Consider the following 25243-nt stretch of genomic DNA (forward strand, 5'->3'; position numbering starts at 1 on the left):
TCGTAACTGACCCCATATAAAAGCTATCAAATGACTTACTTAGCCTTACTTGCCTGCCCAATATACGCACAAGCGCGCAGCAGTTTGATACGTGAGCTACTGACACTATTAGACAGCTAGGAAGACAGTCACAATGGCTGTCACGCAAACACAGTTGACAATAATGGCGGTTTTGCTAAAGTAGCTAACATCTCTATTTTCATATTTTATTATTAAGGATTTATGTATGGCCAATCCTATTGTCAGTCGCGCAGAACTTGCGATCGGCGGTAATCCAATGACGGTAAAGGGTGTTATTCAAAAGACCAGCCTATTACTTGGTTTATCAGCTATTACTGGTGTGGGCTTTTTCTTTTATGCGCTTATGGCAGGTTTATCGCAAGGTTTTATTACCATGGCAGCCTTCGGTAGCATGATTGCTGCGTTTGTTCTTGCCCTTTTTATCACTTTTAAGCCACAAAAAGCCAAGACGTTGGCAGTGCCTTATGCATTGCTAGAAGGTATCTTTTTGGGCGGTATCTCATTATTTTTTATGAGAATGTATCCGACTGTACCAGTAACTGCAATGTGTGCAACGTTCGTCACAGCGGCAGTCATGCTAGGCCTCTATCGCTCAGGTTTGGTTAAGGTTACTGAAAAATTCCGCTCTATTGTGACCTCAGCCGTTATTGCCATTATGCTTGTATACGTCGCACAATGGGTGCTTTCTCTAGCATTTGGTTCAACACTACCGTTCTTGTTTGAAGGCGGTGCTATCGCTATCGGCTTTAGCTTGTTTGTGATTGTTATCGCTTCTTTTACGCTATTATTAGACTTTGACAATATCGATCGCGGCGTTGCAATGGGTATCTCAGAAGACTATGAATGGTTATTCAGTATTGGTATTCTTGCGACTTTAGTCTGGATGTATATCGAATTCATGCGTCTATTGAGCTATTTACAAGACTAATTCTATACATTGTCTGATAGCAATTCTGTATAAAAACCGCCTTAACTACTTATAATTGAAGGCGGTTTTTTTATGGCTGAATGTTACAGGCTTGGGCTTGCTTAACGTCAATGCATTCTTTTAACGTCAGTGCGTTCTGAAGTGACTAGGCACGTTTTAGACGCAGCGCATTCAACACGACAAACAATGAGCTAAGCGACATACCAATAGCAGCAAGCCATGGTGGTACATAACCTAAAGCCGCTGGTATCAGGACAATACTGTTGTAAGCGAGCGCCCAGCGGAAATTTTGCTTAATGATGCGCTCTGTTTTATCAGAAATACGTTTAGCAGCAGTGATGGCCTCTATTTGACCGTTTAGGACAATACTATCACTAGATACTTGTGCCAGATCTGCCGCACCAGCAATTGAGGTGGACACGTCTGCCGCTGCCAATACTGGCGCATCATTGATGCCATCACCAACCATCAATACGACCGCGCCTTTGGCTTGCAGCTGCTGAATATGATTGACCTTGTCCGTCGGAGATAGACCATTATAGGCAGCCTGCATTCCTAAGCTATCAGCCATCGTCAGCGCTTGCGGGCTTGGATCTCCTGTTAGCATCACAGACTCGATACCTAGCCCTTTTATAGTATTAAGCATCGTTTGAGCACTATCTCGCACTTTATCATTAAAATAAAAGCATGCCAGCGCCTGCCAGCCATTGGTATTTGCTTTTTGGCAAGACAAAACAACAGCTGAGCTCGCGCGATGAGTTAGTAAATCGATGGTCAAATCATTGTTTTTTTCAATACTATTTATATCACTGTTCAAAGCGAAACCTTCATGACCGATGCGATATCTCATACCATCAATCATTGCTTCCACCCCGCCTGCCGGATAGTGCTGTACTGCCCGCGTCGTTGGTAGATGTAATTGATAAGCAGCAGTTAGCAGAGCGTGTGCAATCGGGTGACGACTGCCGACTTCTAAGGCAGCTGCAATTGCTAATAGCCTATCTTTTTGCGCTATTGACGACCCATCATCCGTTTCTGTCTGATCTATTGGTGCCACCAGTTCAATATGTAATAGATTTGGCTTACCGTAGGTCAGCGTTCCTGTTTTATCAAAAGCAATATGAGTGATTTCAGCCAGCGTCTGTAGCGTATGCCCACGAGTCGTCAAAAAACCATAGCTGGCTAAGCGATTGGTGGAAACAGTCAACGCTATTGGCGTCGCCAATGATAGCGCACAGGGACAAGTAGCGACCAATACAGCCACCGTTGCCCAAATAGCCTGACTTGGATCGACGATATACCAGCCAACAAATACTAAGACTGATAACACTAAAATACGGGCGACAAACCAACGTGCCAGCTTATCCGCTTGCTGTGCCAGTTTGGGCTTTTCACTCATCGCCCGGTTCATTAGTCTATCGATGAGACCTATCTGACTGTCTTGTGGTAGCGCTGTAACTAGCATCTCAAACGGTTGGCTATCGTTTTGTGCGCCGCCGACGATATAATCGCCTTGGGTCTTGATGATTAAGTCACCCTCGCCCGTCAGTAAGCTCTGTGACACGGTTGCCGTCGAGCTCAGCAAGATACCGTCACTGATAATCTCTGAACCTGCCTCAACCAAAATAACATCACCCACTTGCAAGCTGTGAGCCGTCACCATTTGCTTTGACGCTACATCACCTTCTAACTGTGAGATTGCATTTTTTTGATTACGAGAGTGCTGCCACTCTTGCGCAATATCTGATGTGAGCTGATGGACATCCGCATCTATCTTCTGCATAAAGTTAGGCATCACGTCAGTTGCAGAGACTGCCACCTCATGAGACTCATTTTCGATACTGTCATCTTGCTGAGCGCTATTGCCCCTAAGCTGCTGCAAGATACGCGCTGCCGCTGCTTTGTCTTCAGCCACTTTTTGGACCAATACGGGCTCGACCACGACCAGATCATTAGCCATGGTGGCAGCTTTCAAACGTGCATTGTGCTCGATATAACGCCCTGCTAACAAAAAGAATATAAACATACTGACTGAGTCGTAGTACGTCTCCCCTTGTCCAGTAATGGTGGCATAAAGGCTTGCAAAAAAAGTAATAATCAGCGCCAGACTGACGGGCACATCCATATTTACTTGGCGTGCCCGAATCGCCGACCACGCTGAGGTAAAGAACGGGATACCTGCATAAAAGAAAACAGGCGTGCTCACAAATAACGATACCCAACGCAAAAAGTCGCGCTGGAATATCAACATATCGCTATATTCACCAAAATAAAGTGCAACAGCATACATCATCGCCTGCATCGAACCCAATGCTGCAATACCGAGACGCAAGAGCATCTGGTTATTATGACGTGCCAGCATGGCCTCATGAGTATCTTGCCGATAAGGCTTGGCTTCGTAGCCGATTTCATTAATGACCGCCAGAATGCGACTGATTGGCAGCATGTCCTCATTCCAAACGACGCGCATACGCTGATTGGTCAGATTTACCTGACACTTACTGATGCCTTGTAGCTCATCAAGACGCGACTCAATGAGCCACGTACAGGCAGCACAGCGCAAGTTATTAACAGACAATTCGGCAACTGACAGTCCGTCTTGCGCATAGACGAACTGCGACTTTATCTCATCATGATCGTAGACTTCAAGGCGCGTCAGCTGGGTTGGCAAGCTTGCTGTACGATTGATCTCCGAACGGTCAAGATAGTATTGTTCAAGACCTGCCTCTACGATACTCTGCGCTGCTAGCTGACAGCCCATACAGCACATCTCACGCGACTTACCTAATATCTCAGCATGAAACGGTGGCTGCGGTACAGGATCGCCGCAATGGAAGCAGTGATCAGCCAATGGAAGCACTAACCCTTCAATAATAGAGTTATCTTCGTAGGAATGAGTTGTGGTAGATGCTACAGATGATGAGGTACTAGACATAGTCGACGCTTACTTCCTTTGACAAGCTTACTCAAACGTACTCACTAAAAGCAAGCTTGCTGTTATTGACTATTGATTAAATCAGAACAGTCATTTTTGACGATACTGATATTACTACTGATTGAAACTGTTACTAATTGGAGTTGCTACTCGTTAAGATTACTATTGATTGCGACTGCTATTAATCGAGACTACTATCAATTGATATTGGCATTGCTACTGTTAGCACAAACTAAACAGCAGAAGGCTGATTGTAAAAACAAAACCCAAAGGCTGTTTCATACAAATTACATCGTTGCAGCAATAATAGATTGTTATCCTATATACGTTTATCAACGCTATACAAGTTGCTCATACCTCACTGCTCTTACCAGTGTTTCAGTTAAGATTATACTACAAGCAATCACCCTAGGCAGTAACATCAGCACTGCTCTGATACCAATGAATGCGCCCGTTGACGATGATAGATTGAAAAATTCATCAATTTGCGTCATTATGAGGCAGTTTTTTATCCAAAAATGGTGCGACGTCCGTGCAAAAATCCAATTTTAAGTTATTAAATACTAAGTCAGCCCCATCATCTAAGCCTGCTATGAGTACATTACCTTCACAGCAGCGCGGCTTGGTGTTTAGTAGCCTTCTATTAATTGTTATCATCGCAGGCATGGTGCTCTTGGCCCTGTACCTGATCAAACTTGATCGCACCATTACCCATAAGTTTGAAGGTAAGCGCTGGGATATTCCAGCCAAAGTATACTCGCAACCACTTGAGCTGTATCAAGGCGCCAACGTCGATAGGGATACGATGAAGACGTGGCTAGAATTGCTTAATTATCAGAGCAATAAAGCTTACGACCGTACTGGTACTTATCATAGATCAGGCAATACTTATTTTATCCATACACGCGGCTTTACTTATAGCTCCAGCGACAAAGATGCTGAGCAAGTCATCAAAATGACTATTGCTGGTAATAAAGTGGACTCTATTCAAAGTACCGTACCTGCCAAAAGCGGCATCATACGTTTAGAGCCAGTGAATATCGGTGGTATCTATCCTGATAGTAATGAAGATCGTATGGTGGTGTCGTTAGATGACGTGCCTCAGCCATTGATTGACGCTTTGATTGCCACTGAAGATCGCGCGTTTTATGAGCATAAAGGCGTTTCGATACGCGGTATCGCTCGTGCTGTTTACAATAACTTTTCTGGTGGCGCAAGACAGGGCGGCTCAACCATTACCCAGCAGCTTATCAAAAACTTTTACCTTAATTCAGATCGCACCATAAAGCGCAAAGCCAACGAAGCGTTAATGGCAGTATTGCTTGAACTGCATTACAGCAAAGATGAGATCCTACAAACGTATTTGAATGAGATTTATTTGGGTCAAAACGGCAATCGCTCTATTAACGGTTTTGGATTGGCCGCACAGTTCTATTTTGACAAACCGCTCAATGAGCTACGCTTAGACCAACAAGCCATGCTAGTTGGTATGGCAAAGGGACCAAGTATTTATAACCCTCGTCGCAATCCAAATGATTCAAAAGCACGCCGTGATGTGGTACTTAATAACATGCTCACAGTAGGCACGCTAAGCCAAGAGGATTACGATAAAGCCTTAGAGCAGCCTCTTGGTATCGTGGACAAGCCTGCCGAAGGCAAAAGCCAGTTCCCTGACTTTTTGGATATCGTTAAACGCGAGCTCAACACTGTTTACTATTCAGACGATCTCAAAAACGAAGGTCTCATTATTATCAGTACCTTAGACCCTATCGCGCAATTAGCAGCAGATAAGGCAGTTGACAAGAAACTTGGTGAACTGCGTCGTAGCGGTAGCAAAACTAAGGACTTGCAAGGAGCACTCGTCAGTGCCAACCCAGAGACTGGTGAACTGGTTTCTGTCGTCGGTAGTGGCAGTGAGTTCACAGGATTCAACCGTGCTGTTGATGCCAAACGCCAAGTTGGTTCTTTATTGAAGCCTATTATTTATATGACAGCGCTTGAGAGTGGTCGCTATAACTTGGCAAGCTCAGTGGATGACTCTCCTATCACAGTGAACCTAAGCGATGGTACTGACTGGAATCCCAAAAACTATGACAACCGTGATCATGGCTATGTACCTTTTACCACAGGATTATCGCAATCTTATAACCAATCTGCGGTACGTCTGGGTATGGAATTTGGGGTTGATACCTTTGCCAAACAACTACGCCGCATGGGAGTTGAGGAAAAGATACCACCGTACCCGTCAGCGCTGTTAGGTTCTGTCAATCTTAGCCCGATGGATATGCTGGGTATTTATCAGGTCTTTGCCACTGGTGGTTTCCGCACCCCTATTCATAGTATTCGTACGGTTATCGATGATCGTGGCCGCATTTTGCAGCGTACTGGATTGAATACTCAGCGTAGCATTCCACCTGAGACCAACTTTTTAACGAACTATGCGCTACAGCAGGTGGTTTCAAACGGTACCGCCAGACGTGCCCAGTCGCTTGGTAGCAATCTAAACCTTGCTGGTAAAACGGGAACGACGAATGATTACCGTGATGCTTGGTTTGCAGGCTACAGCGGCAACTATGTCAGTGTGGTTTGGGTTGGCCGTGATGACAATAAACCTATTGGCCTGAGCGGTGGTACTGGTGCGCTTCCTGTGTGGGTTGACTACATGAATCGTCTAAAACTTACGCCTGTAGCGCTACCAGAGCCAGAAGGTATAGAATGGTTGTGGTTAGAGAATAACTCGGGCAAGCTGTCTAATGAGCGCTGTGCCAATGCGCGCTATTTACCAGTCATGTCCGCGTATCTACCAGAAGAAGCCAGTAGCTGTGCGCTGAGTTTGTACCAACAAGATCGTGCCCGTGAGCAAACGCAATTCCAGAACCAGCAAGGTGCCATCAATCAGCAGCGCCGCCGTGAAGGTTTAGAGATTCCAAATGGTGAAGCGGTTGAGAATACGGATTCAGAAAACAGCAATGAGCAAGACAATGGTAACGAAGAACGCGCTGATACTTGGTACGACCGTGCTGTTGAATGGTTCTAACGTTATTTTTGATATTTAGCTTTTAATATTTTAAAAAGGTCTCGACATGATCCCATCTTTACAGCAATTTGCCACTGTTAAAGAAGAAGTGACTCAGTGGCGCCAAAAGCTGATGTCAGCCAACACTTTGCTTGTAGGTGGTGCCTTAGCTGGCATGCTGAGTCTCAGCGCTTGTCAGACCGTACCCAGTACGTCGACGACTGCGACAAACACAGTACCGATACAGACAATCCCATCATCACAGCCGACAGTTGCAAGCACAACCATCATCACCCAGGCGCCCATTATTGACGTAGATGATGAAAATGAGTATCCAGTTGAGCCTTATATCCCACCTGAGCAGCTCGAGTCGCCAAACCCATTGACGCAAGAGGCGCCTGTATTTGAGCCCTCTACTCCAGTAACGACAGAGCCTGACCTAGGCATTGCCGTACCCTCGCGTAATGACTATATCATCTCTGAGCCATCAGCACCCTCCCACAACGAGTTACTGGAGCAGGCACAAAAAAACTCGCAACAACGGGCGCAACAGTCGACCAGCAGCAACAGTACATTGCCTGCATTTCGTAACTTGATGCAGGTCGGTATCAATCAGCTAAAAGCCGGCCAACTGACCAACGCCGAAAACAGCTTCACTCGTGCACAGCGTTTGGCACCTAAATCATCCGCGGTATATTTCTATTTGGCCCAAGTCGCCCTAAAAAAGAACCAACCACGCAAGGCAGAAGCAATGGCGCGACGCGGTCTTAGTGTGTCACAAGATGCCAATCGCAGACGGGCACTGTGGCAAATTATCTTACAATCAGGTCAAGCCCAAGGTAATTCACGCGTTATCAATGAAGCAAGGCGAGCTTTGCGCTGATAGGCAGGTAGCTAATTAATAGACAGGTATCTAACTGATAGGTATCTACTCAGAAACTTATAAAATTTCGCATTATTATTTGACAGATATTTGGCGTCCCATTTTCGACACCAAATATCTGTCTTTCATTCAAAATACACATTTATTATTTTAGCTTAAGGTTATCTTTATGGCATGGCAACAACTGCACTTACAATGTGAAAAATCAAACGTCGATTTGGCCGAAGCGCTTTTATTAGAGGCCGGTGCTCTATCAATTGCCCTAGATGATGCAGGTGATCAGCCTTTGTTTGAACCACTACCAGGCGAATCCCCACTGTGGGATGAGGTGATATTGACTGGTTTATTTGACGCGACTACTGATTCTGGTAGCCGTCAGGCTGTTGAGCAGCTCAGTCACGAAATCGCAGCACAAGTACAAGCAACCCGCATTTGGCTAACGGCCGTTGATGACAAAGACTGGGAGCGCGAATGGATGAGCAACTATCATCCTATTGAATGTGCCAATGACTTATGGATTGTGCCAGACTGGCTAACGCCGCCTAACCCTCAGGCGACAAATATCATCATGGATCCAGGCTTAGCTTTTGGTACCGGTTACCATGCTACAACTCGTCTCTGCCTTGATTGGCTGACAGAGCAAGATCTGACAGATAAAGTGGTCATCGATTACGGTTGTGGCTCAGGTATTTTAGGTATCGCTGCTTTATTATTGGGTGCACGCCAAGTATATGCAGTTGATATCGACCCGCAAGCGGTGCTCGCGACCAATCAAAACGCGGTACGCAATCATGTGGGTGACCGTCTGCAAGCGTTTTTGCCAGAAGCATTTACTGAACACTGTTCGCAAAACGATATCTTACCTGTAGAAGTCGTCGTCGCAAATATCCTAGCAAAACCTTTAATTGGCTTGGCGCCTTACTTCTCAACCTTGATTGCACCAAAAGGCCGTATTGTGTTAGCAGGCTTGATTGAGTCACAAACTGAGCAAGTTATGGCAGCTTATCAGCCCTATTTTGCCCTCGATCCTAAACATGCTTTTACCGCTCAAGAAGACCAACATTGGCAGCGTTTATCTGGTACATTTACTAGCTAGCAACATTTAATTACATCTGTTACGATAGAGGGCAGTCAAACGTTAGGTGTTTGACGCCACTCTGTCTTTGCTCACGATTGATATAATCTTAAGAGCACTGTAGGTAGCTGTTGGTGAGTGGCAATGCGGTATTGATAACCATACTTTTTTGGATTCGGCCCTATGACCACCCCTATAAAAACTCAGTGCCCTCATTGCCAAGCTTACTTTAATATCCAACAAACTCAGCTAAATAAAGTCAATGCTACCGTCAGCTGTGATCAGTGTCATCAAAGTTTTTTGGTCAACAAGAACCTCGTCGTAACTTCTGATACCTCAGCAATTCAAAGTACCAAAGCAAAACGTCCCAATACTAAACCGTCACTCAATCAAAAACGTTCATCTGACACTCTCATTCATGATGATCTTATCTACGATGATATGGATATTGATGAGCCAGACGATAACCCTACAGAATATACCTCTTTAGATAGTATGGATGCTTGGTTGACCCAAGTCAGCAACACACCTTCTACTACAGAAACATCAGCTACTGGGCAACACTCGCCCTCTGATATTAAGCATAAAAATAACGATCCAATGGCAAAATCTGCTACGACACATGTGGTACCAGAGTCTTCCTCGATAGCACAAGAAGTCCTCAGTTCTGCAGCTGCCAATGATATTCACGCCAGTGTAGATGATACAACTGACAACTCATGGCTTGAGGCACTTCTTGACGAGCAAAGTAAGCGAGACGAAAAGCCAATAGACGATACAGATTTATCACAGCTACTAATAGATATGGGTGTTCCTGTTAGAGATGAAGAAATCTCTGCCGCAGAACGTGCAAAAATAGCACAGGCACATTTTGCGCCCACATCCGCAGCACTTTCGATCGCCTCTATACTTTGGATACTCGGGTGCTTGGTATTGGCGCTCCTACTTGCTGCACAATATGTTATGTTTAATTTAGAGACTTTAGTCAAGAATCCTGCCAATGCCAAAAGGCTACAAGCCGTATGCTCTGTTGCAGCGTGCAGCTTGCCAAGTGCAGACTTGACTGCTTTTACTATCACTACTCCAAATCATAGAGCCAGCCAAATACAAACAGCGGGCACATTTAGCGATATAAGTGCGACACTTAACAACCAAAGCACACAAGCGCAGCTCTATCCAAATATAAAAGTTAGTGTTTATGGCGCCGATAGCCTTATCGGAGAGTTTATTGCAGCGCCCACCGATTACTTATTGGGTAAACAAAGCCAGCTACCTGCTAACGATAAAAAACGTCTGCTGTTTACTATACCCGTTGACGACAGACAAATCCGTGAAGTTACCATGACACCACTTTATTGATTTTTATTGGTATCAGCATAAATATTTTTCATAGGTGATATGCACCATACTTACTCTCGATGCGTATCGTTGTAATCAAGATAGCCATCAATCTGTCAGCGTTATACGATATTAATTTGATATACTATTATTCTGACATCTTATGGTTTGACACTTTTTTCATTTCAAGGATATTATCTTATGGCACCTCATGCACAGCATAATGCCCACCATTTTGCTAAAAGCTCTGAGCATCCTGCCGACTATAATAAAGAAGACTATCACTCCTCTACTCATGATTTTTCGCGCTCTTTAGATAGTGCTGCCAGTAGCGTACAACAACCTCTGCATGTACATGTTGAGCGTGTGGTACGTCAATACTTTGCAATGCTAGGTGACGAGATGCCGACCGACCTATACGAACTGATCTTAAAACAGGTTGAGGAGCCTCTTTTATCTGTGGTTCTCGAAAAGACTCGTGGCAATCAAACCAAGTGTGCGCAAATATTGGGTCTGAATCGGGGTACTTTACGCAAAAAACTCAAAACCTACGACTTAATGTAGCACTGCTATATGAGCTTACTCATCATCGCTAATTATCATGCATGGCAATTGAATATTCATAGCCTTATCTATCACGATAGAGTTTATGCTCATTGTCATCACCACCTTGCCAGACGTTTACGTCAGGCTTTTTTTATGGAAGATTTTTTATGAGTACAACCCCACTTGCCCTACTCTCGGTCTCTGATAAATCCAATATCGTTGAGTTTGCTCAAGGCCTTATCAAAGCAGGTTTTGGCTTACTCTCTACTGGCGGTACTTATCGCCTACTTACAGAAAACAATGTTGCCGTGACGGAAGTTTCAGACTACACCGGCTTTCCTGAAATGATGGATGGTCGTGTAAAGACACTGCACCCTAAAATCCATGGTGGTATTTTGGGTCGTCGTGGAACAGACGATGCGATTATGAGTGACCATGCCATCGAACGTATTGATTTGGTGGTCGTAAATTTATATCCATTTGCTGAGACGATTGCTCGCGCTGACGTGACTATGAACGATGCTATCGAAAATATCGATATTGGCGGCCCTACTATGGTACGTTCAGCGGCAAAGAATCACGCTCATGTTGGTATCGTAACTGACCCTACCGACTATGATCGCGTGATTGACGCTTTAGATGGTACCACTGAGCTAACAGCTGGGCTGCGCTACGATTTGGCAGTCAAAGCCTTTGAGCATACCGCACAGTATGACGGTATGATTGCCAATTTCTTAGGTAGCCGTGTCAATGAGACACAAGAGCCAGAAAACTTCTCACGTACATTCAATGTACAGCTAGAAAAAGCACAAGACCTACGCTATGGTGAAAACCCGCATCAAAACGCGGCATTTTATACTGAAAACCAACCCCTAAAAAGCCAGCAGGCTTCTATTGCAACGGCCAAGCAACTACAAGGTAAGGCGCTGTCATATAATAATATTGCCGACACAGACGCTGCCCTTGAATGTGTAAAAGCCTTTAGTACCCCTGCTTGCGTAATCGTCAAGCATGCCAACCCTTGCGGTGTTGCAGTTGATAATGATCAAGTGGCAGCCTATCGCACTGCTTTTAGCACTGATCCTGAGTCGTCTTTTGGCGGTATCATTGCATTCAACCGTCCATTAACTCTTGCTGCTGCAAAGGCCATCATTGATAACCAATTTGTAGAAGTTATCATTGCGCCTAGCATTGAAGACGGTGTACTTGAAGCGACAGCGACTAAGAAGAACGTACGCGTATTGGTATGCGGCGAGCTACCAGCACCAGATCAACGTGATAGTCAGCTAGACTATAAGCGCGTCAATGGTGGTCTACTGGTACAAGAGCAAGACCTTGGTTTGATTACCGCAAACGATCTAAAAATTGTAACTGATGTCCAGCCAACTGAAGCACAAGTGGCAGATCTGTTGTTCAGCTGGAACGTCGCAAAATATGTCAAATCTAATGCTATTGTTTATGCCAAAGGTCAACGTACTATCGGGGTTGGTGCAGGTCAAATGAGCCGCGTCAACTCAGCACGTATCGCTGCTATCAAAGCAGAACATGCTGGATTAGCTACTGAAGGTGCGGTCATGGCCTCAGATGCCTTCTTCCCTTTCCGTGACGGTATCGATAACGCTGCCGAAGTGGGTATCTCTGCTATCATTCAGCCAGGCGGCTCTATGCGTGACGACGAGACCATTGCTGCCGCCAACGAGCATGGTATTGCGATGGTATTTACAGGTATGCGTCATTTCCGTCATTAGACTGTAATGTCGTTTTATAGATTGACATAAATAGCAGTCGTGATATTCAGCTGCTACTTATAATCAACCTTCACAATATAAGTGCTATCCAAAAAAAAGCCACTGTAACGTTACAGTGGCTTTTTTTCGGTCAATGCTTTTTTTTAGTAACAGGATAAACGCTTAGCGTCCTTGCGCATTAGCCATATTAGATTCATTGATCTCAACCTGATACATCAGACGCAGATAATCTAAGTAGTCTTGCAACTGATCTTGACCCAAATTATCACGGATAATGCTAGCGGTTTGCGCTCGTTGCATATCAGACAGTGGTGACTGTTGCTCAGTTTGGATGCGATCACCCACCAACAGGGTTGCACCAAGCTCAGTCTCACTAGCAAGGGCTACCACGTTACCATCAGTAGCTTGCTTGCTAAAAGCCAAGCCGCGCTCTTTGTCTGTTAGCAGTGTCGTTTGACGGTTTATCTCACCCAATGCTCGTAAGCTTACTGACTGCTTAGAGATATCGCCTGATGTTTTGATACCAGCAGCTACCGCCTTGGCTTCTTTTAGTGCCAATGCTGTGGCTCTTTGCTGACGTAATATCTGAGTGATTCTTGGTGTAGCAGCACTCAGAGCAAGCGTCTTGGTAGGACGATAGTTGGTTGGTTGTACCCATACCGTACCATTACCGACTTCTATACCAGCTGTTACTGCTTGATCTTGAATCGTAAACTCATCAAAAGCCTGTTTGACCACTGCTGGTTGCGACAGGACTGAGCTGTTGTTTTGTTTGCGGTAATCTTTGATATTTTTTAGCGTCACATTCTCTTGCTGCGCTATATCTTCGATACTAAAACCATCTGCTGCCAAATCGTTAATCGACGTTACTTTGTCCGCATAAATCTCTTGACGCTTATATTCTTTCGCTTTTACTGTTAGCTCTTCACGCATACTCTCAAGACTCGGTATTTTTTCACCATTGTCTTCGGTAACTGTAAATATCTGATAGCCAAAGCTGGTTTTGATAGGTGCGGTCACATCACCGACGCTCAATCCTTCTAAAGCGTTCTGAACCGTATCAGCATCACTACCAAATACAGAAGGGTTGAAGCGACCGATATCACCGCCTGTTTCTCCTGAAGGGTCATCTGATTCTGTTTTGGCCACAGCAGCAAAAGACTCGCCTTTCGCTAAGCGCGCTCTGATTTTGTCTGCTCGTGTCTTAGCATCATCACCCGTCAATAGAATTTGGCTCACTCGGCGCTCATCAGTAGCAGCAATGCTTTGCTTATACGCTTCGTACTGCTGCTGCAATTCTTCTGAGGTTATCTCATCGACTTTGATGGTCTGCGGGCTAAGCTGGATGTAAGCCAAATTGACCATCGCCGCACTCTTTAATGTGTCTTTGTTGGCATCATAGTACGCTTGGATGTCGGCTTTGCTGAGCTTGACCTGATCTGCGTAGTCTTGCCAGTTAAAGCGATGTATCCAGACATTACGCGACTCTAGTTGCAAGTCAATTAGCTGACTAACCGCCTGCATGGGATATACCGCTGTCCCTACGATACTGGCATTCAACTGATCCAAACTTAGCTGATTACGAAACTCTGCAAACAACTGGTTTTTGGTCATACCACGTTGACGCAAGAAGTTTGAAAACTGGTCATTAGAAAAATTGCCATCCGCGTCTTTAAATATATCTTCTTCGCGCAGTAGACGATTGATCGTATCATCAGAGACTGTCATGCCAAGCTTGCCCGCCTGCTGCTCTAACAGGGTACGGTCAATCAGACCTTTTAGCACTTGTTCATGCAGTACGTCTTCATTTAATAAACTGGCATCATCAACTTGCTCGAGTATTTCGCTACGGCGGTTATTGACGGCAGTCTGATACTCGGACAACCCTACGCTTGCTTCACCTACCTGAGCGACTTGATTGGGATCAACTCCACCGCCAAAATAGCTTTCGACACCCAATAAGGCAAGTGGCGATAGGCATAAAATCAATAAAATGCGACCCGGCCAGCTTTTTAAAAAATCGCGCAATTTATCCATAGTTATCTCTACTTTATTAACCTATATTGATGAAAAACCATTGTAATACCGCTAGGAGCCAATAAATGCAACCTGCCAATATCAATGCTATCTAAGCCGGCAATGGCAAAAAAGAAGAACGTCTGCATGTTATAAAATAAAACAAGGCTGAATAGCAAACCTTACTTGAACAACGCATCTATCGCGCGCCCTATGATACGTGATTTTTCATCTATACTCAAAATATTCACATCGTATTATTCACGTTATATGATGCAAACTATAGCGACAAAAAAAGCACCTAAATATTAGGTGCTTTCTTGGTGCTTAGCTTATGACATCAGCCAAAGCACCCATTTGCTATAGGGCGTCTTAGTTCAAGCGCTCTTTTAGGTTTTTGCCAGCTTTAAAGCTTGGTACTTTGCTTGCTGGGATGCTTAGCTCTTCACCAGTTTTTGGGTTACGGCCCGTGCGCGCTTTGCGATCTTTTACGCTAAAAGTACCGAAACCAACTAGAGAGATGCTATCGCCAGCTTCTAAAGCTTCGCCAACACTTTCCATTACAGCATTCAAAGCATCACCAGCTTGAGTCTTATTTAGACCACTTTTGTCCGCGATGCTATCAATTAATTCTGACTTATTCATAAAATTTCCTTCAAGTTTAAGGGGGTAATAAACGCTCACGCCAAGCATTGTAACGCTCTCATGGTACTTACGCAATAAAAACTACCTGACTGGCGTATTAACAGGTTTCACTTTGTTATCGTCTTTATATCAAGGCAGCATAAGGAGCGCAAGCGATTTTACATATTTTTGTGCGATATACTACGTATTTGACACCCAATGTTACGCAAAACATCTGCAACCTGTATTCAGGCAGGTTACTTTATCCTATCTAACTACCCTGCATATTTATTTATGCTTTGAAACGATTGTCAGACGGTGTCTGTGCACTGCCAGTCATAAATAGTAGTGTCTTTATTGACTGCTAAATTGTACTGTAATAATTTTGCCACTGACAGAAACTAGCGTTACTTTTTATTATAAAGGCGTTACTATAAACGAAATATCACTGCAAATTCTGTATACAGATAAACTTAAGTTCACTGATGTTCAATTTGCTAAATAAAAAAATGGATTACTTGCATGAAGCGTTCTACGTTGTCTCACTCTCTTCTTAATATTATTCTGGTGTTCATAGAGTCAGCGCTAACACTATTGTTGCGTTTAGATCCTGAACTGCGTAAAGCCGCTTATCCACTTGCTAAGCAAGGTACCGTTGTGGCACTACGTTTATACCTACCTCATGTAGAAGTGTTTGCTACTTTTAGCACCAAAGGTGTGTTATTGGATGCTCAGCTACCTGTTGGACGTAGCGAGCCTGATGTTGTCATCAACGCCTATAGTATTCAGGTCATCAATGCCATCACGACTCATGACAGAGAAACAACCGAAAAATTACAGATGCGCGGTGAATCTCTACAAGTGCAACTGGTCAAGCAGTTCATTATACAGCTTGGTCTTGGCAGCCTGATTCAGGGTTTGATCAGAAAAATAAAAGGCGGTAAAGGCAAAACTAAACCGACCGATGCTGAAATGGCAGAGAAAAAAGATAACTATAAGCAGCGCATCAAAGAACAACAAACTCAAATTAATACATTGACCATCAAAAACCGCGAGCTTGAGACCACGGTAAAAGAGCTACAAAGTAAGCAAAAAACCTTAGTGATTGTGACCGTCGTAGCGCTTGTCATTATGATCGGCTCAGTCATTGCTCTACTTATGAACTAACGCTAATCAAGACCAGTTTCAACACTTATATAATTAATATCAGCTATACATAAGCGTTTCATAATTGAAGTAGTATTAAACGCTTATGTATAGCACCCTCCTCTCTACTCCACACCTTTATCGCTAGCTACCTTATCACTACCCATCATTTAACAAGCTTTTTATAATCTGTATATATAATCAACTCTATTACTGGTTTATAAGTGCATGTCACACTTCATTGTTTTTATCAATCATAGCGATAAGCTCTATTAACCGTTCGACCACACTTTAATCTTGACTAAATTACTCAGGATTAAGTATAATTGACCTAATCGTTGCACACATCGGGCTAACCATCTGTTGTCTAATAACGATAGAACACAACTTAGCTGGGCAAAATTCTATATCGCTATAGTATTACCTTTCTATATACCCTTCTAAGATCGTTGTTAAATAAAAATGACACACAAGTTTGGAGATGACACATGCGTTTAACTACTCGAGGCAGATATGCTGTCACTGCTTTATTAGATTTAGCACTACAAACCAGTCAACAAGAGAGTGCTGTTTCTTTATCTGATATCGCCAAACGACAATCGATTTCTATCTCCTATCTCGAACAGTTGTTTTCCAAACTTCGCAAGCGTGGTCTTGTGACCAGTATTCGCGGTGCTGCAGGTGGCTACCACTTAGCTAAACCATTAGATGAGATAGATGTGATGAGTATCATATCTGCGGTCGATGAGTCGGTAAATGCCATGCAGTGTGAAGGACGCGGTGACTGTCAAGGTGGTACAATGTGCCTGACCCATGACCTATGGTGTGCACTATCAAATCATATTGAGCAATACTTGAAAAATATAACATTAGCGCAATTATTAGATATGGAAAACGTGCAGTCAGTATCAGAGCGTCAGCACACCTCTACAAAAGATATTTCCATAAAAGACATCAATACTATTACTTTATCGAACAGCGAGGCAAACCCAGCATGAGCCAACATAACAACCTTATATACTTAGATTATGCCGCCACCACACCAGTTGCTAGACCAGTAGCTGCTAAGATGAGCGAATATCTGACAGTAGATGGCATCTTTGGTAATCCAGCCTCTCGCTCACATGGCTATGGCTGGCAAGCAGAAGAAGCTGTTGAGACTGCTCGCGGACAGGTTGCTGAAGTTATCAACGCCGATCCACGCGAAATCGTCTTTACTTCTGGCGCGACTGAGTCTGACAACCTAGCTATCAAAGGCGCAGCTCACTTCTATCAGTCTCGTGGTAAACACATCATCACTAGCAAAATTGAGCATAAAGCCGTGCTAGACACGTGCCGTGAGCTTGAGCAAGAAGGTTTTGAGATTACTTATCTTGAGCCGCAACCAAGCACTGGCCTTATCTTAGCAGAGCAAGTAAAAGAAGCGTTACGTGACGATACTATCTTAGTATCACTTATGATGGTGAACAACGAGCTTGGTACCATTACTGATGTGACTGCAATCGGTGAAATCACTCGTGAAGCTGGCGTAGTATTCCACGTCGATGGCGCACAGTCTGTCGGTAAAGTAAAAATCGATCTTGAAGAAATGAAAATTGATTTGATGAGCTTCTCAGGTCATAAAGCGTATGGTCCTAAAGGTATTGGCGCATTATTTGTTCGTCGTAAGCCACGTATTCGCTTAAAAGCAGAGCAACATGGTGGTGGTCATGAGCGTGGTATGCGTTCAGGTACACTGCCGACGCATCAGATCGTTGGTCTTGGTGCCGCATTTGCTTTAGCTAACGAAAGCTTTGAGACAGATCATGCTCATGCAGCAAAATTACGTCAAAAGCTGTGGGATGGTCTTCAAGATATCGAAGAGATTTACCTAAACGGTGATCTTGAAAACAGCGTACCTAATATCGTTAATATCAGCTTTAACTTTGTTGAAGGTGAGTCGCTAATGATGTCCCTAAAAGATTTAGCTGTATCGTCAGGATCAGCCTGTACATCAGCAACGCTTGAGCCATCATATGTATTGCGCGCTATCGGTCGCCCAGACGAATTGGCACACAGCTCAATCCGCTTCAGCTTTGGTCGTTATACGACTGACGAAGACGTCGATACCGTTATTAAGCAAATGCATGAAGCTGTTGACAAATTGCGTGCCCTATCACCACTTTGGGATATGTACCAAGAAGGTGTTGACCTGAACTCAGTTGAGTGGGCTGAGCATTAATTTTTAGTATAGCTTTTTAGTATTAAGTAACCACATATATTTTATTAAACGATTGATTAGACAATTAAGTTAAGCGTTTGACCCCAATTATCGATGAGTAGTCAGACATTCAAAGTTAACAAACGACTATTCATCATCTAACCAGGAGAAAACCCCATGGCCTACAGTGACCAAGTTATTGATCATTACGAAAACCCACGCAACGTTGGTAATCTTGATAAAAATGCCAAAAACGTTGGTACCGGCATGGTCGGTGCCCCAGCTTGTGGCGATGTAATGCGCCTACAAATCCAAGTTGATGATAATGGCATTATCGAAGACGCACGCTTTAAAACTTATGGCTGCGGTTCAGCAATTGCTTCAAGCTCGCTTGTTACTGAGTGGCTAAAAGGCAAGAGCTTGGATCAAGCTGGTGAAATCAAAAACAATGATATCGCTCAAGAGTTAGCGTTACCACCAGTAAAGGTCCATTGCTCTGTACTTGCAGAAGACGCTATTAAAGCAGCTATCAGCGACTATAAAGGTAAGCACGGTACAGCAGTAACGGCAGAAGAAGCTGCTATCTAAGCTCAACCTATTAGCGTCTGCGTTATGATTTACTAGCAATGCTAAAGTGGCAATATCTAAATAGCTACTGACGCTAAAGAGGTGACAATGACATTATGTAATTGTCACCTTTTGTTTTCTGGTAGTCGCTAGTCTATTATTTTGGCAAATTTCTAATTTTAGTTGCCAATTTATACAAATTTTTATTAATACTTATGATTATTAATAGTCAATGGGAGTTGGCATGATTGAAATGACAGAACGCGCCGCTCAGCATGTTCGAGACTTTTTGGACAACCGCGGTAAAGGTGAAGGCATTCGCGTTGGCATCCGTACAGCGGGTTGCTCGGGTTTGGCTTATGTCTTGGAGTTTGTAGATACTCCTGATGAGAATGACACGCGCTATGAGAGCCGCGGTGTGAGCATCTTTATTGACCCCAAAAGCCTAGTGTATTTAGACGGTTTGTTGATGGATTACGAAAAAGAAGGCTTAAATGAAGGCTTCAAATTCACCAACCCTAATCAGAAAGGCGAATGTGGCTGCGGTGAATCTTTTACTGTCTAACAATTCGACGAGCTGGTTTTTTCAGATATCTTTATAATGAGTGATGAAGTGATTATTACGAACTAGCGCTATAGCTACAGACAGCATGATAGATGTCGTTAAAAATCAGATTATAAATAAGCCACTAGCCAGATAAAGATTTTAAAAATAAATAAAAAGTAAGGCGTATGATATGACAGACTCCATTCTAGACACGCAATTTGAGAACTTCTTTGCCTTATTTGAGCAACCTGTACAATTTGAAGTCAATCAAGACAGTCTGGATCAACATCTACGTCTATTACAAAAGCGCTATCATCCTGATAATGTCGCAAAGAATTTAGCAGATACCAAGCAAGCTCAGCAGCAATCAGAGCAAGCCTCCGCTATCATCAATCAAGCATACCAAACGCTCAGCGCACCTGATAGCCGTGCTGGTTATCTATTGGATATGGCAGATCAAGCTCAAAATGTAGAGCACTCAATTGCAGATTTGGATTTTTTAGAAGATGCGATGGAGATGCGAATGGATCTAGATGACGCTATTACAGGTAAAGACCTTGCAACCTTGCAGCAGTTACACCCTCAAATTACAGCACGCCTAAACAATCAATCTGAACGCTTTAATGCTGCTTATACAGAGCAAGACTGGGGTACAGCCATTGATGCGACACAAAAACTGAAATTCTTAGTTAAGCTAAATGCTGATGTGACGACTGGTCTCGATGATGTCGCCAGTACAGCGCATTCAGATGATGACGATCTCTATGTTTAGATGTCCGTAGGTCGTGTATTTTTTGACAATTAAATTTTAGTTTTGGCGTTAGATTCTGTATAGATGGTTAAATTAATATCAACTATGCCGTATAATCTCTAACCCTAAGTATGCATGACTGCCAAGATTTTCTGTCCTTAATGTGAGAACGTAGTTGTTATATCTACACTATATTTGTTCCATTTTACTTATTCATTTTATCCCTGAGTTATTCTTATGTCTTTAATGCAAATTGCCGAACCCAATCAAAGCGCCCAACCTCACCAGCATCGTTTTGGTCTAGGAATTGATCTTGGCACCACGCGCTCACTGGTCGCCGTAGTACGTTCAGGCAAGGCGCAAGTTTTAGAAGCAGGCAAAGCGTCAGATACGTTGTTGCCTTCTGTAGTCTATTATCCAGCGACAGGTAACCCATTAGTGGGCTATGATGCCTTATCTCACTTAGCAGACGATCCAAAAAATACGATCGTCTCGGCTAAGCGTTTTATGGGTCGTAGCCAAGCTGATATCAAATTTTCTCATCCTTATGAGTTGTCTGGTAATACAGATGCTATGCCAGCATTTGTCACGGCTCAAGGTGAAGTGTCACCTGTGGAAGTATCAGCTCGCATATTGGCGGCGCTTGAGCAACGTGCAGCAAGTGCCCTACCTGCAGATAGCATAGAAGGTGCTGTCATTACGGTTCCTGCTTATTTCGACGAAGCGCAGCGTCAAGCTACTAAAGATGCTGCCCAAGCGGCTGGTATAAATGTACTACGTTTGTTGAATGAACCAACTGCTGCCGCGGTTGCTTACGGCCTTGATCAACAAAATCAAAATGATAACAAAGAAAACTATTACCTAATCTATGATTTGGGCGGTGGTACTTTTGATGTGTCTATCTTAAAGTTGAATGATGGCGTCTTTGAAGTATTGGCAACGGGCGGTAACAGTGCGCTAGGCGGGGACGATATTGACCGTCTTATTACCAACTGGATCATCAAGCAGTTAATTATTGATCCAAAACAGGTAAGCCTTCATGACAAATCGATACTCGCACAACAAGCCAAAGCTTATAAGCAAGCACTGACTGAAGCAGAACAGGTTGATATCGACGTTACTGTCAATGGACAGTCTTACAAAGGCACACTAAGCCGTGAAGACGTGTTAGCTATTGTCGAGCCTGTTAGTCGTCGTACTTTGAGCGTATGTGAACAAGTACTGCGCGATGCTAAGCTAAATGCTACAGATTTAGACGAAGTGATTTTAGTTGGCGGTTCAACCCGTATGCCTGCCATACAAGCAGTCGTCACTGAATTTTTTGCTAAGCAGCCGCTTTCTCGTCTCAATCCAGATGAGGTTGTTGCTTTAGGCGCGGCCCAAACTGCTCATCAGCTGGTCAATGGCGACAGTGATAGCAACCTGTTATTGTTAGATGTGACGCCATTATCATTAGGTCTTGAGACTATGGGTGGCCTCGTTGAAGTACTGATTCCGCGTAATACGCCTATCCCTGTCAAAAAACGCCAAGTGTTCACTACCTATCAAGACGGCCAAACTGGCATGGTTATCCATGTGGTACAAGGCGAACGCGAAACCGTCGAAAATTGCCGCTCGCTTGGACGTTTTGAGCTATATGGTATTCCGCCTATGAAAGCTGGGTTTGCTCGTATCGAGGTCACCTTTAGTATCGATGCCAATGGTCAGCTTACTGTCAGTGCTCAGGAAACGACGACCAAAACAGAAAGTAAGATTGAAATTGTGCCGTCTTATGGTTTGTCTGATGATCAAAAAGAACAATTGCTTGTTGCTGGGTTTAAGCATGCAGAAGAAGATAAAAATGCGCGTTCTTTGATTGAGACCAAGGTAGAAGCTGAACGTGAAGTATTGGCTTTAGAGTCTGCACTGAACGAGTTTGCAGCGCTACTCTCTTCTGATGAGCAGCAGTCTTTAGCAGAGCAAATACAAGCACTGAAGACCGCACTTGGCACTAGTGATTTAACACTTATAGAAGCGCAGCAGGCTCAGCTCAAGCCACATAGCGATGCTTTTGCTGCTCGCATTATGAATCAAAGCGTCAAAGCCAGCATGGCAGGTACTAGTGCTAAAGACTGGTAAGCGACACGCTTAAAATGATAGCTTAGTCATTATACTAAGCTAATTTCTTATTTTTAGATTGATTAGCATTGGACACATAATTTATGCCAAAAGTTACTGTACTACCCCATCACGAAATTTGCCCAGAAGGTGCAGAAGTTGAGCTAGAGTCTGGCGAAAACCTATGCAAAGCGTTGCTAGGAAAAGGCATCAAAATTGAGCATGCTTGTGAGATGTCAAAAGCATGCACTACATGTCACGTTGTCGTACGCAAAGGATTTAATAGTCTAGATGAGATGGATGATGTGGAAGCGGATCTATTGGATCGCGCATGGGGTCTAGAGCCTGACTCGCGTTTATCATGTCAGGTTATGCTTGATGATGAGGATTTAACCATCGAAGTACCCAAATATACGCTGAACCACGCAAAAGAAAACCATTAATAAGTAATGAGTTTTATTTTACTCTCAAAAAAGCCAGCTATGATTAAATAGCTGGCTTTATTCATAACATGCCACGATATTACTGCTCATATCATGACTTTTTCTGAGTGCTATGGCGTTTACTTTCTTCAGCTATACTAGTGGCCAGTTTTTCTTCTTCTTGCTCGATACGCTCAAGCGCAAAATTCAAGCGTGTTCTAATGTCCTGATAATCATTGTCTTTCATATCTTTAAAGTTCAAATGCAAGTTAAAACCCGGTAAGGTATGATCTACCCATTTAGACAAGTGACCTTTATTAGCATCAGGGTCAAACACCTGCCACGCGTCAATTTTATTATCAAAACCCTTTAGTAGAAACGCGCCAGCATGCTGACACTCATAGTTATGGCAAATATAATCATAGGTGCTTTCGCTGACCAGTATCTCATCTTTGCCAGCATGTGCTTCAAGCCTTGATGCTAGGTTAGCTTCTTTACCGATGAGCGTATAGCTGAGGCGATTGTTGCTCCCGAAATTACCAACGTGGCAATAGCCAGTGGTAATGCCGATACGTATATATAAACCCTCAAACCCCATAAGCCGCCATTTCTGACGTAAGGTGCGCATCTCTCGGCGCATATCTATCGCCATCGCCACACAGTCTAGTGCATCTTGGCGTGAACCACGGCTATCAGGCTCTCCAAAAAAACAGACCATACCATCGCCAATAAACTTGTCCAGTACAGCCCCATGCTTTTCAGCAATCAACGTCATGCAATGCATATAGGTATTCAAAATATCAGCCAAATTATCCGCACTTAAACTATCAGACAGCTCCGTAAAGCCTACGATGTCTGAGAACATAATGGTTAATTTGGCACGCTTGTTGGATACACTGACTGGACTGTCTGTTCTGACAATGGGCTCCCAGATTTGCGGTGGTACAAAACGAGTCAGCTTATTGATAACTGATACCATCGTACTCAAACGCTCGCCTGCCTGCTGAGCACATGATTTGTAGGCAACATACTCTCGATACGTACGCCGAAACTGGCATAGAATTACAGCCATACTTGCCAATAGTACTGTAGGTGGTAACCAGCTGTCATTACAGTCTATTCCACTGGGTCTTAGAATGGCGCTGACATAATAGAAAATGACAGCAGTCACTAAGGCTACGGTAAACAATCTTAGACGATTCTGAGGCTTATTTAGAATAATTCTAACAGCAATCAAAGACGCCAAGCTGAGCGATATAATAATGCAAAACTGTGTCACGCCAATAACGACTGCCAGTAAAACAATGACAATATTGGACGTCCAAAAGTTGGTCTGGCGTCGATAGTTATAGATGAGAATCATCAGACTAGGCAGTGCAATAATAACGAGCAATGCCATTGAGGTAGGACGGAAGTCGTAGTATACAGCGAGTAACATGACCGTGAGTATTAAAACAAAAACTTCTGGGTAGTCAAATCGGCAGATGCCTTTACCCTCTAATAAAGTTTTTGGTTTCAATGTCTCTTTAAAAGGCATATTGAGTGTTCACTTAAATAAGACGGACTATCGAAGAGACAAGACATATAAGAATAACATGTATAGGCACTTTGTCTTTATGATAAATAATCATAAGATATATCTAATAATATATTATACTTTTTAAATAGTACGAAACCTAGGTCATCGGTAACTAAAAAAACACCATTTATCATCTAATTGCACTACTGACTCGTAAGGTTTTATGGCTGTAAACACCCAATAGTATTAAAAAAGAAGCCAGATACAATCAGGTATCTGGCTTCTTTTCATTTCTGCATTATTTATTACTTCATAACTGTCGTTGTTACGCTGACACGTCGAATCTTTTTTATTACCGATTTCTTTTGTTAGCGGCACTATTAATAAATAGTATCAACTAACAATAGTGTCGATCACTTACTACATTTGCCAATCGAACGGCATTTGATGATGACCGCGTAGTGCCATCATCAATGTCTGCTGCATTTGTGCCAACACTTCTTTGGTATAAGGGACTGCTGGTACACCCCATACTGGATTTGGCCATTGCATGTCGTTTTGATAACGGACAATATGGTGAAAATGAAGTTGGGGTACTTGGTTGCCAAGGGCAGCGACATTCATCTTGTCCGCTTGAAACGTTTTAGCTAACTGGCTCGATAACCAGCTCGACTCACGCAAAAACTGAGTCTGATCTGCTTCAGACAGCTCATACAGCTCTTTTATACCTGATACGCGCGGCACTAATATCAGCCATGGAAATTGACAGTCATTAATTAAACGACAAGTGGATAATGGAAAATCCCCTACTAAAAAACTATCAGCAGCAAGTTTATGATGAAGTTGGAACATAATGACGGTTCT

Annotated in this window: 20 protein-coding genes; 15 read left to right on the forward strand and 5 right to left on the reverse strand. The window is 43.4% G+C overall.

The window, feature by feature from the left end:
- Nucleotides 1-226: 226 nt before the first annotated feature.
- Entirely contained in the window at nucleotides 227-949 is a 723-nt protein-coding gene (locus tag AC5JPO_RS04290) for a Bax inhibitor-1/YccA family protein (RefSeq protein ID WP_058024171.1), read from the forward strand.
- Nucleotides 950-1094: 145 nt separating this feature from the next.
- Here the strand turns inward: AC5JPO_RS04290 and AC5JPO_RS04295 are convergent, their stop codons facing one another.
- Entirely contained in the window at nucleotides 1095-3884 is a 2790-nt protein-coding gene (locus AC5JPO_RS04295; RefSeq protein ID WP_493853367.1) for a heavy metal translocating P-type ATPase, read from the reverse strand.
- 592 nt (nucleotides 3885-4476) lie between these two features.
- Between AC5JPO_RS04295 and mrcB the strand changes: the two genes are divergently transcribed.
- From mrcB to purH, 6 genes are all read left to right on the forward strand, one after another.
- Complete coding sequence (gene mrcB, locus AC5JPO_RS04300) at nucleotides 4477-6921, forward strand: penicillin-binding protein 1B (protein ID WP_493853368.1); 2445 nt, start codon at nucleotides 4477-4479, stop codon at nucleotides 6919-6921.
- Nucleotides 6922-6967: 46 nt separating this feature from the next.
- Nucleotides 6968-7783, forward strand: a complete 816-nt coding sequence (locus tag AC5JPO_RS04305) for a tetratricopeptide repeat protein (protein ID WP_493853369.1) — start codon at nucleotides 6968-6970, stop codon at nucleotides 7781-7783.
- 169 nt (nucleotides 7784-7952) lie between these two features.
- On the forward strand, nucleotides 7953-8879 hold the full coding sequence (gene prmA, locus AC5JPO_RS04310; RefSeq protein WP_493853370.1) for a 50S ribosomal protein L11 methyltransferase: 927 nt from the start codon (nucleotides 7953-7955) through the stop codon (nucleotides 8877-8879).
- 162 nt (nucleotides 8880-9041) lie between these two features.
- Nucleotides 9042-10217, forward strand: coding sequence for an MJ0042-type zinc finger domain-containing protein (locus AC5JPO_RS04315; RefSeq protein ID WP_493853371.1), 1176 nt, complete (start codon nucleotides 9042-9044; stop codon nucleotides 10215-10217).
- A gap of 180 nt (nucleotides 10218-10397) precedes the next feature.
- Nucleotides 10398-10760, forward strand: coding sequence for a DNA-binding transcriptional regulator Fis (gene fis, locus AC5JPO_RS04320; RefSeq protein WP_443524491.1), 363 nt, complete (start codon nucleotides 10398-10400; stop codon nucleotides 10758-10760).
- Nucleotides 10761-10909: 149 nt separating this feature from the next.
- The gene (gene purH, locus AC5JPO_RS04325; protein ID WP_493853372.1) at nucleotides 10910-12490 is read left to right on the forward strand and encodes a bifunctional phosphoribosylaminoimidazolecarboxamide formyltransferase/IMP cyclohydrolase; all 1581 of its coding nucleotides are present in this window, start codon (nucleotides 10910-10912) and stop codon (nucleotides 12488-12490) included.
- 162 nt (nucleotides 12491-12652) lie between these two features.
- Here purH and AC5JPO_RS04330 read toward each other — a convergent pair whose 3' ends face one another.
- Nucleotides 12653-14527, reverse strand: a complete 1875-nt coding sequence (locus tag AC5JPO_RS04330; RefSeq protein WP_493853373.1) for a SurA N-terminal domain-containing protein — start codon at nucleotides 14525-14527, stop codon at nucleotides 12653-12655.
- Nucleotides 14528-14878: 351 nt separating this feature from the next.
- On the reverse strand, nucleotides 14879-15199 hold the full coding sequence (locus AC5JPO_RS04335) for an HU family DNA-binding protein (RefSeq protein ID WP_161808411.1): 321 nt from the start codon (nucleotides 15197-15199) through the stop codon (nucleotides 14879-14881).
- Between the two features lie 453 nt (nucleotides 15200-15652).
- On the opposite strand from AC5JPO_RS04335, the gene AC5JPO_RS04340 reads away from it, so the two are divergent.
- The 8 genes from AC5JPO_RS04340 (at nucleotide 15653) to fdx (ending at nucleotide 22881) form a co-directional block, all read left to right on the forward strand.
- Nucleotides 15653-16297 (forward strand): hypothetical protein, encoded by a 645-nt coding sequence (locus tag AC5JPO_RS04340; RefSeq protein ID WP_493853374.1) that lies wholly within the window; start codon nucleotides 15653-15655, stop codon nucleotides 16295-16297.
- 467 nt (nucleotides 16298-16764) lie between these two features.
- Nucleotides 16765-17274, forward strand: a complete 510-nt coding sequence (locus tag AC5JPO_RS04345; protein ID WP_493843493.1) for an Rrf2 family transcriptional regulator — start codon at nucleotides 16765-16767, stop codon at nucleotides 17272-17274.
- Nucleotides 17271-18497 carry an IscS subfamily cysteine desulfurase gene (locus tag AC5JPO_RS04350; RefSeq protein WP_493843494.1) on the forward strand — a complete coding sequence of 409 codons (1227 nt, stop codon included), beginning with the start codon at nucleotides 17271-17273 and terminating at the stop codon, nucleotides 18495-18497. Before AC5JPO_RS04345 ends, AC5JPO_RS04350 begins: the two co-directional genes overlap by 4 nt.
- A gap of 156 nt (nucleotides 18498-18653) precedes the next feature.
- Nucleotides 18654-19064 (forward strand): Fe-S cluster assembly scaffold IscU, encoded by a 411-nt coding sequence (gene iscU, locus AC5JPO_RS04355; protein ID WP_319050099.1) that lies wholly within the window; start codon nucleotides 18654-18656, stop codon nucleotides 19062-19064.
- A 223-nt stretch (nucleotides 19065-19287) separates the two neighbouring features.
- Nucleotides 19288-19608 carry an iron-sulfur cluster assembly protein IscA gene (iscA, locus tag AC5JPO_RS04360; protein WP_021814983.1) on the forward strand — a complete coding sequence of 107 codons (321 nt, stop codon included), beginning with the start codon at nucleotides 19288-19290 and terminating at the stop codon, nucleotides 19606-19608.
- 172 nt (nucleotides 19609-19780) lie between these two features.
- Nucleotides 19781-20362: a Fe-S protein assembly co-chaperone HscB gene (gene hscB / locus AC5JPO_RS04365; RefSeq protein ID WP_493853375.1), complete on the forward strand. Its 582-nt coding sequence runs from the start codon at nucleotides 19781-19783 to the stop codon at nucleotides 20360-20362.
- Between the two features lie 216 nt (nucleotides 20363-20578).
- Nucleotides 20579-22459, forward strand: a complete 1881-nt coding sequence (hscA, locus tag AC5JPO_RS04370; protein WP_493853376.1) for a Fe-S protein assembly chaperone HscA — start codon at nucleotides 20579-20581, stop codon at nucleotides 22457-22459.
- Nucleotides 22460-22542: 83 nt separating this feature from the next.
- Nucleotides 22543-22881: an ISC system 2Fe-2S type ferredoxin gene (gene fdx / locus AC5JPO_RS04375; protein WP_319050095.1), complete on the forward strand. Its 339-nt coding sequence runs from the start codon at nucleotides 22543-22545 to the stop codon at nucleotides 22879-22881.
- A 91-nt stretch (nucleotides 22882-22972) separates the two neighbouring features.
- Here the strand turns inward: fdx and AC5JPO_RS04380 are convergent, their stop codons facing one another.
- A complete protein-coding gene (locus AC5JPO_RS04380; protein ID WP_493853377.1) occupies nucleotides 22973-24397 on the reverse strand; it encodes an adenylate/guanylate cyclase domain-containing protein in 1425 nt (474 codons plus the stop codon).
- Between the two features lie 402 nt (nucleotides 24398-24799).
- Nucleotides 24800-25231: an HIT domain-containing protein gene (locus tag AC5JPO_RS04385; protein WP_057759208.1), complete on the reverse strand. Its 432-nt coding sequence runs from the start codon at nucleotides 25229-25231 to the stop codon at nucleotides 24800-24802.
- Between the last annotated feature and the right edge of the window lie 12 nt (nucleotides 25232-25243).

Source organism: Psychrobacter sp. H25, from assembly GCF_059076335.1.

Coding starts and splice junctions, on each gene's coding strand:
- AC5JPO_RS04290 (WP_058024171.1), top strand. CDS start 227: ATGGCCAATCCTATTGTCAGTCGCGCAGAACTTGCGATCGGCGGTAAT.
- AC5JPO_RS04295 (WP_493853367.1), bottom strand. CDS start 3,884: ATGTCTAGTACCTCATCATCTGTAGCATCTACCACAACTCATTCCTAC.
- mrcB (WP_493853368.1), top strand. CDS start 4,477: ATGAGTACATTACCTTCACAGCAGCGCGGCTTGGTGTTTAGTAGCCTT.
- AC5JPO_RS04305 (WP_493853369.1), top strand. CDS start 6,968: ATGATCCCATCTTTACAGCAATTTGCCACTGTTAAAGAAGAAGTGACT.
- prmA (WP_493853370.1), top strand. CDS start 7,953: ATGGCATGGCAACAACTGCACTTACAATGTGAAAAATCAAACGTCGAT.
- AC5JPO_RS04315 (WP_493853371.1), top strand. CDS start 9,042: ATGACCACCCCTATAAAAACTCAGTGCCCTCATTGCCAAGCTTACTTT.
- fis (WP_443524491.1), top strand. CDS start 10,398: ATGGCACCTCATGCACAGCATAATGCCCACCATTTTGCTAAAAGCTCT.
- purH (WP_493853372.1), top strand. CDS start 10,910: ATGAGTACAACCCCACTTGCCCTACTCTCGGTCTCTGATAAATCCAAT.
- AC5JPO_RS04330 (WP_493853373.1), bottom strand. CDS start 14,527: ATGGATAAATTGCGCGATTTTTTAAAAAGCTGGCCGGGTCGCATTTTA.
- AC5JPO_RS04335 (WP_161808411.1), bottom strand. CDS start 15,199: ATGCTTGGCGTGAGCGTTTATTACCCCCTTAAACTTGAAGGAAATTTT.
- AC5JPO_RS04340 (WP_493853374.1), top strand. CDS start 15,653: ATGAAGCGTTCTACGTTGTCTCACTCTCTTCTTAATATTATTCTGGTG.
- AC5JPO_RS04345 (WP_493843493.1), top strand. CDS start 16,765: ATGCGTTTAACTACTCGAGGCAGATATGCTGTCACTGCTTTATTAGAT.
- AC5JPO_RS04350 (WP_493843494.1), top strand. CDS start 17,271: ATGAGCCAACATAACAACCTTATATACTTAGATTATGCCGCCACCACA.
- iscU (WP_319050099.1), top strand. CDS start 18,654: ATGGCCTACAGTGACCAAGTTATTGATCATTACGAAAACCCACGCAAC.
- iscA (WP_021814983.1), top strand. CDS start 19,288: ATGATTGAAATGACAGAACGCGCCGCTCAGCATGTTCGAGACTTTTTG.
- hscB (WP_493853375.1), top strand. CDS start 19,781: ATGACAGACTCCATTCTAGACACGCAATTTGAGAACTTCTTTGCCTTA.
- hscA (WP_493853376.1), top strand. CDS start 20,579: ATGTCTTTAATGCAAATTGCCGAACCCAATCAAAGCGCCCAACCTCAC.
- fdx (WP_319050095.1), top strand. CDS start 22,543: ATGCCAAAAGTTACTGTACTACCCCATCACGAAATTTGCCCAGAAGGT.
- AC5JPO_RS04380 (WP_493853377.1), bottom strand. CDS start 24,397: ATGCCTTTTAAAGAGACATTGAAACCAAAAACTTTATTAGAGGGTAAA.
- AC5JPO_RS04385 (WP_057759208.1), bottom strand. CDS start 25,231: ATGTTCCAACTTCATCATAAACTTGCTGCTGATAGTTTTTTAGTAGGG.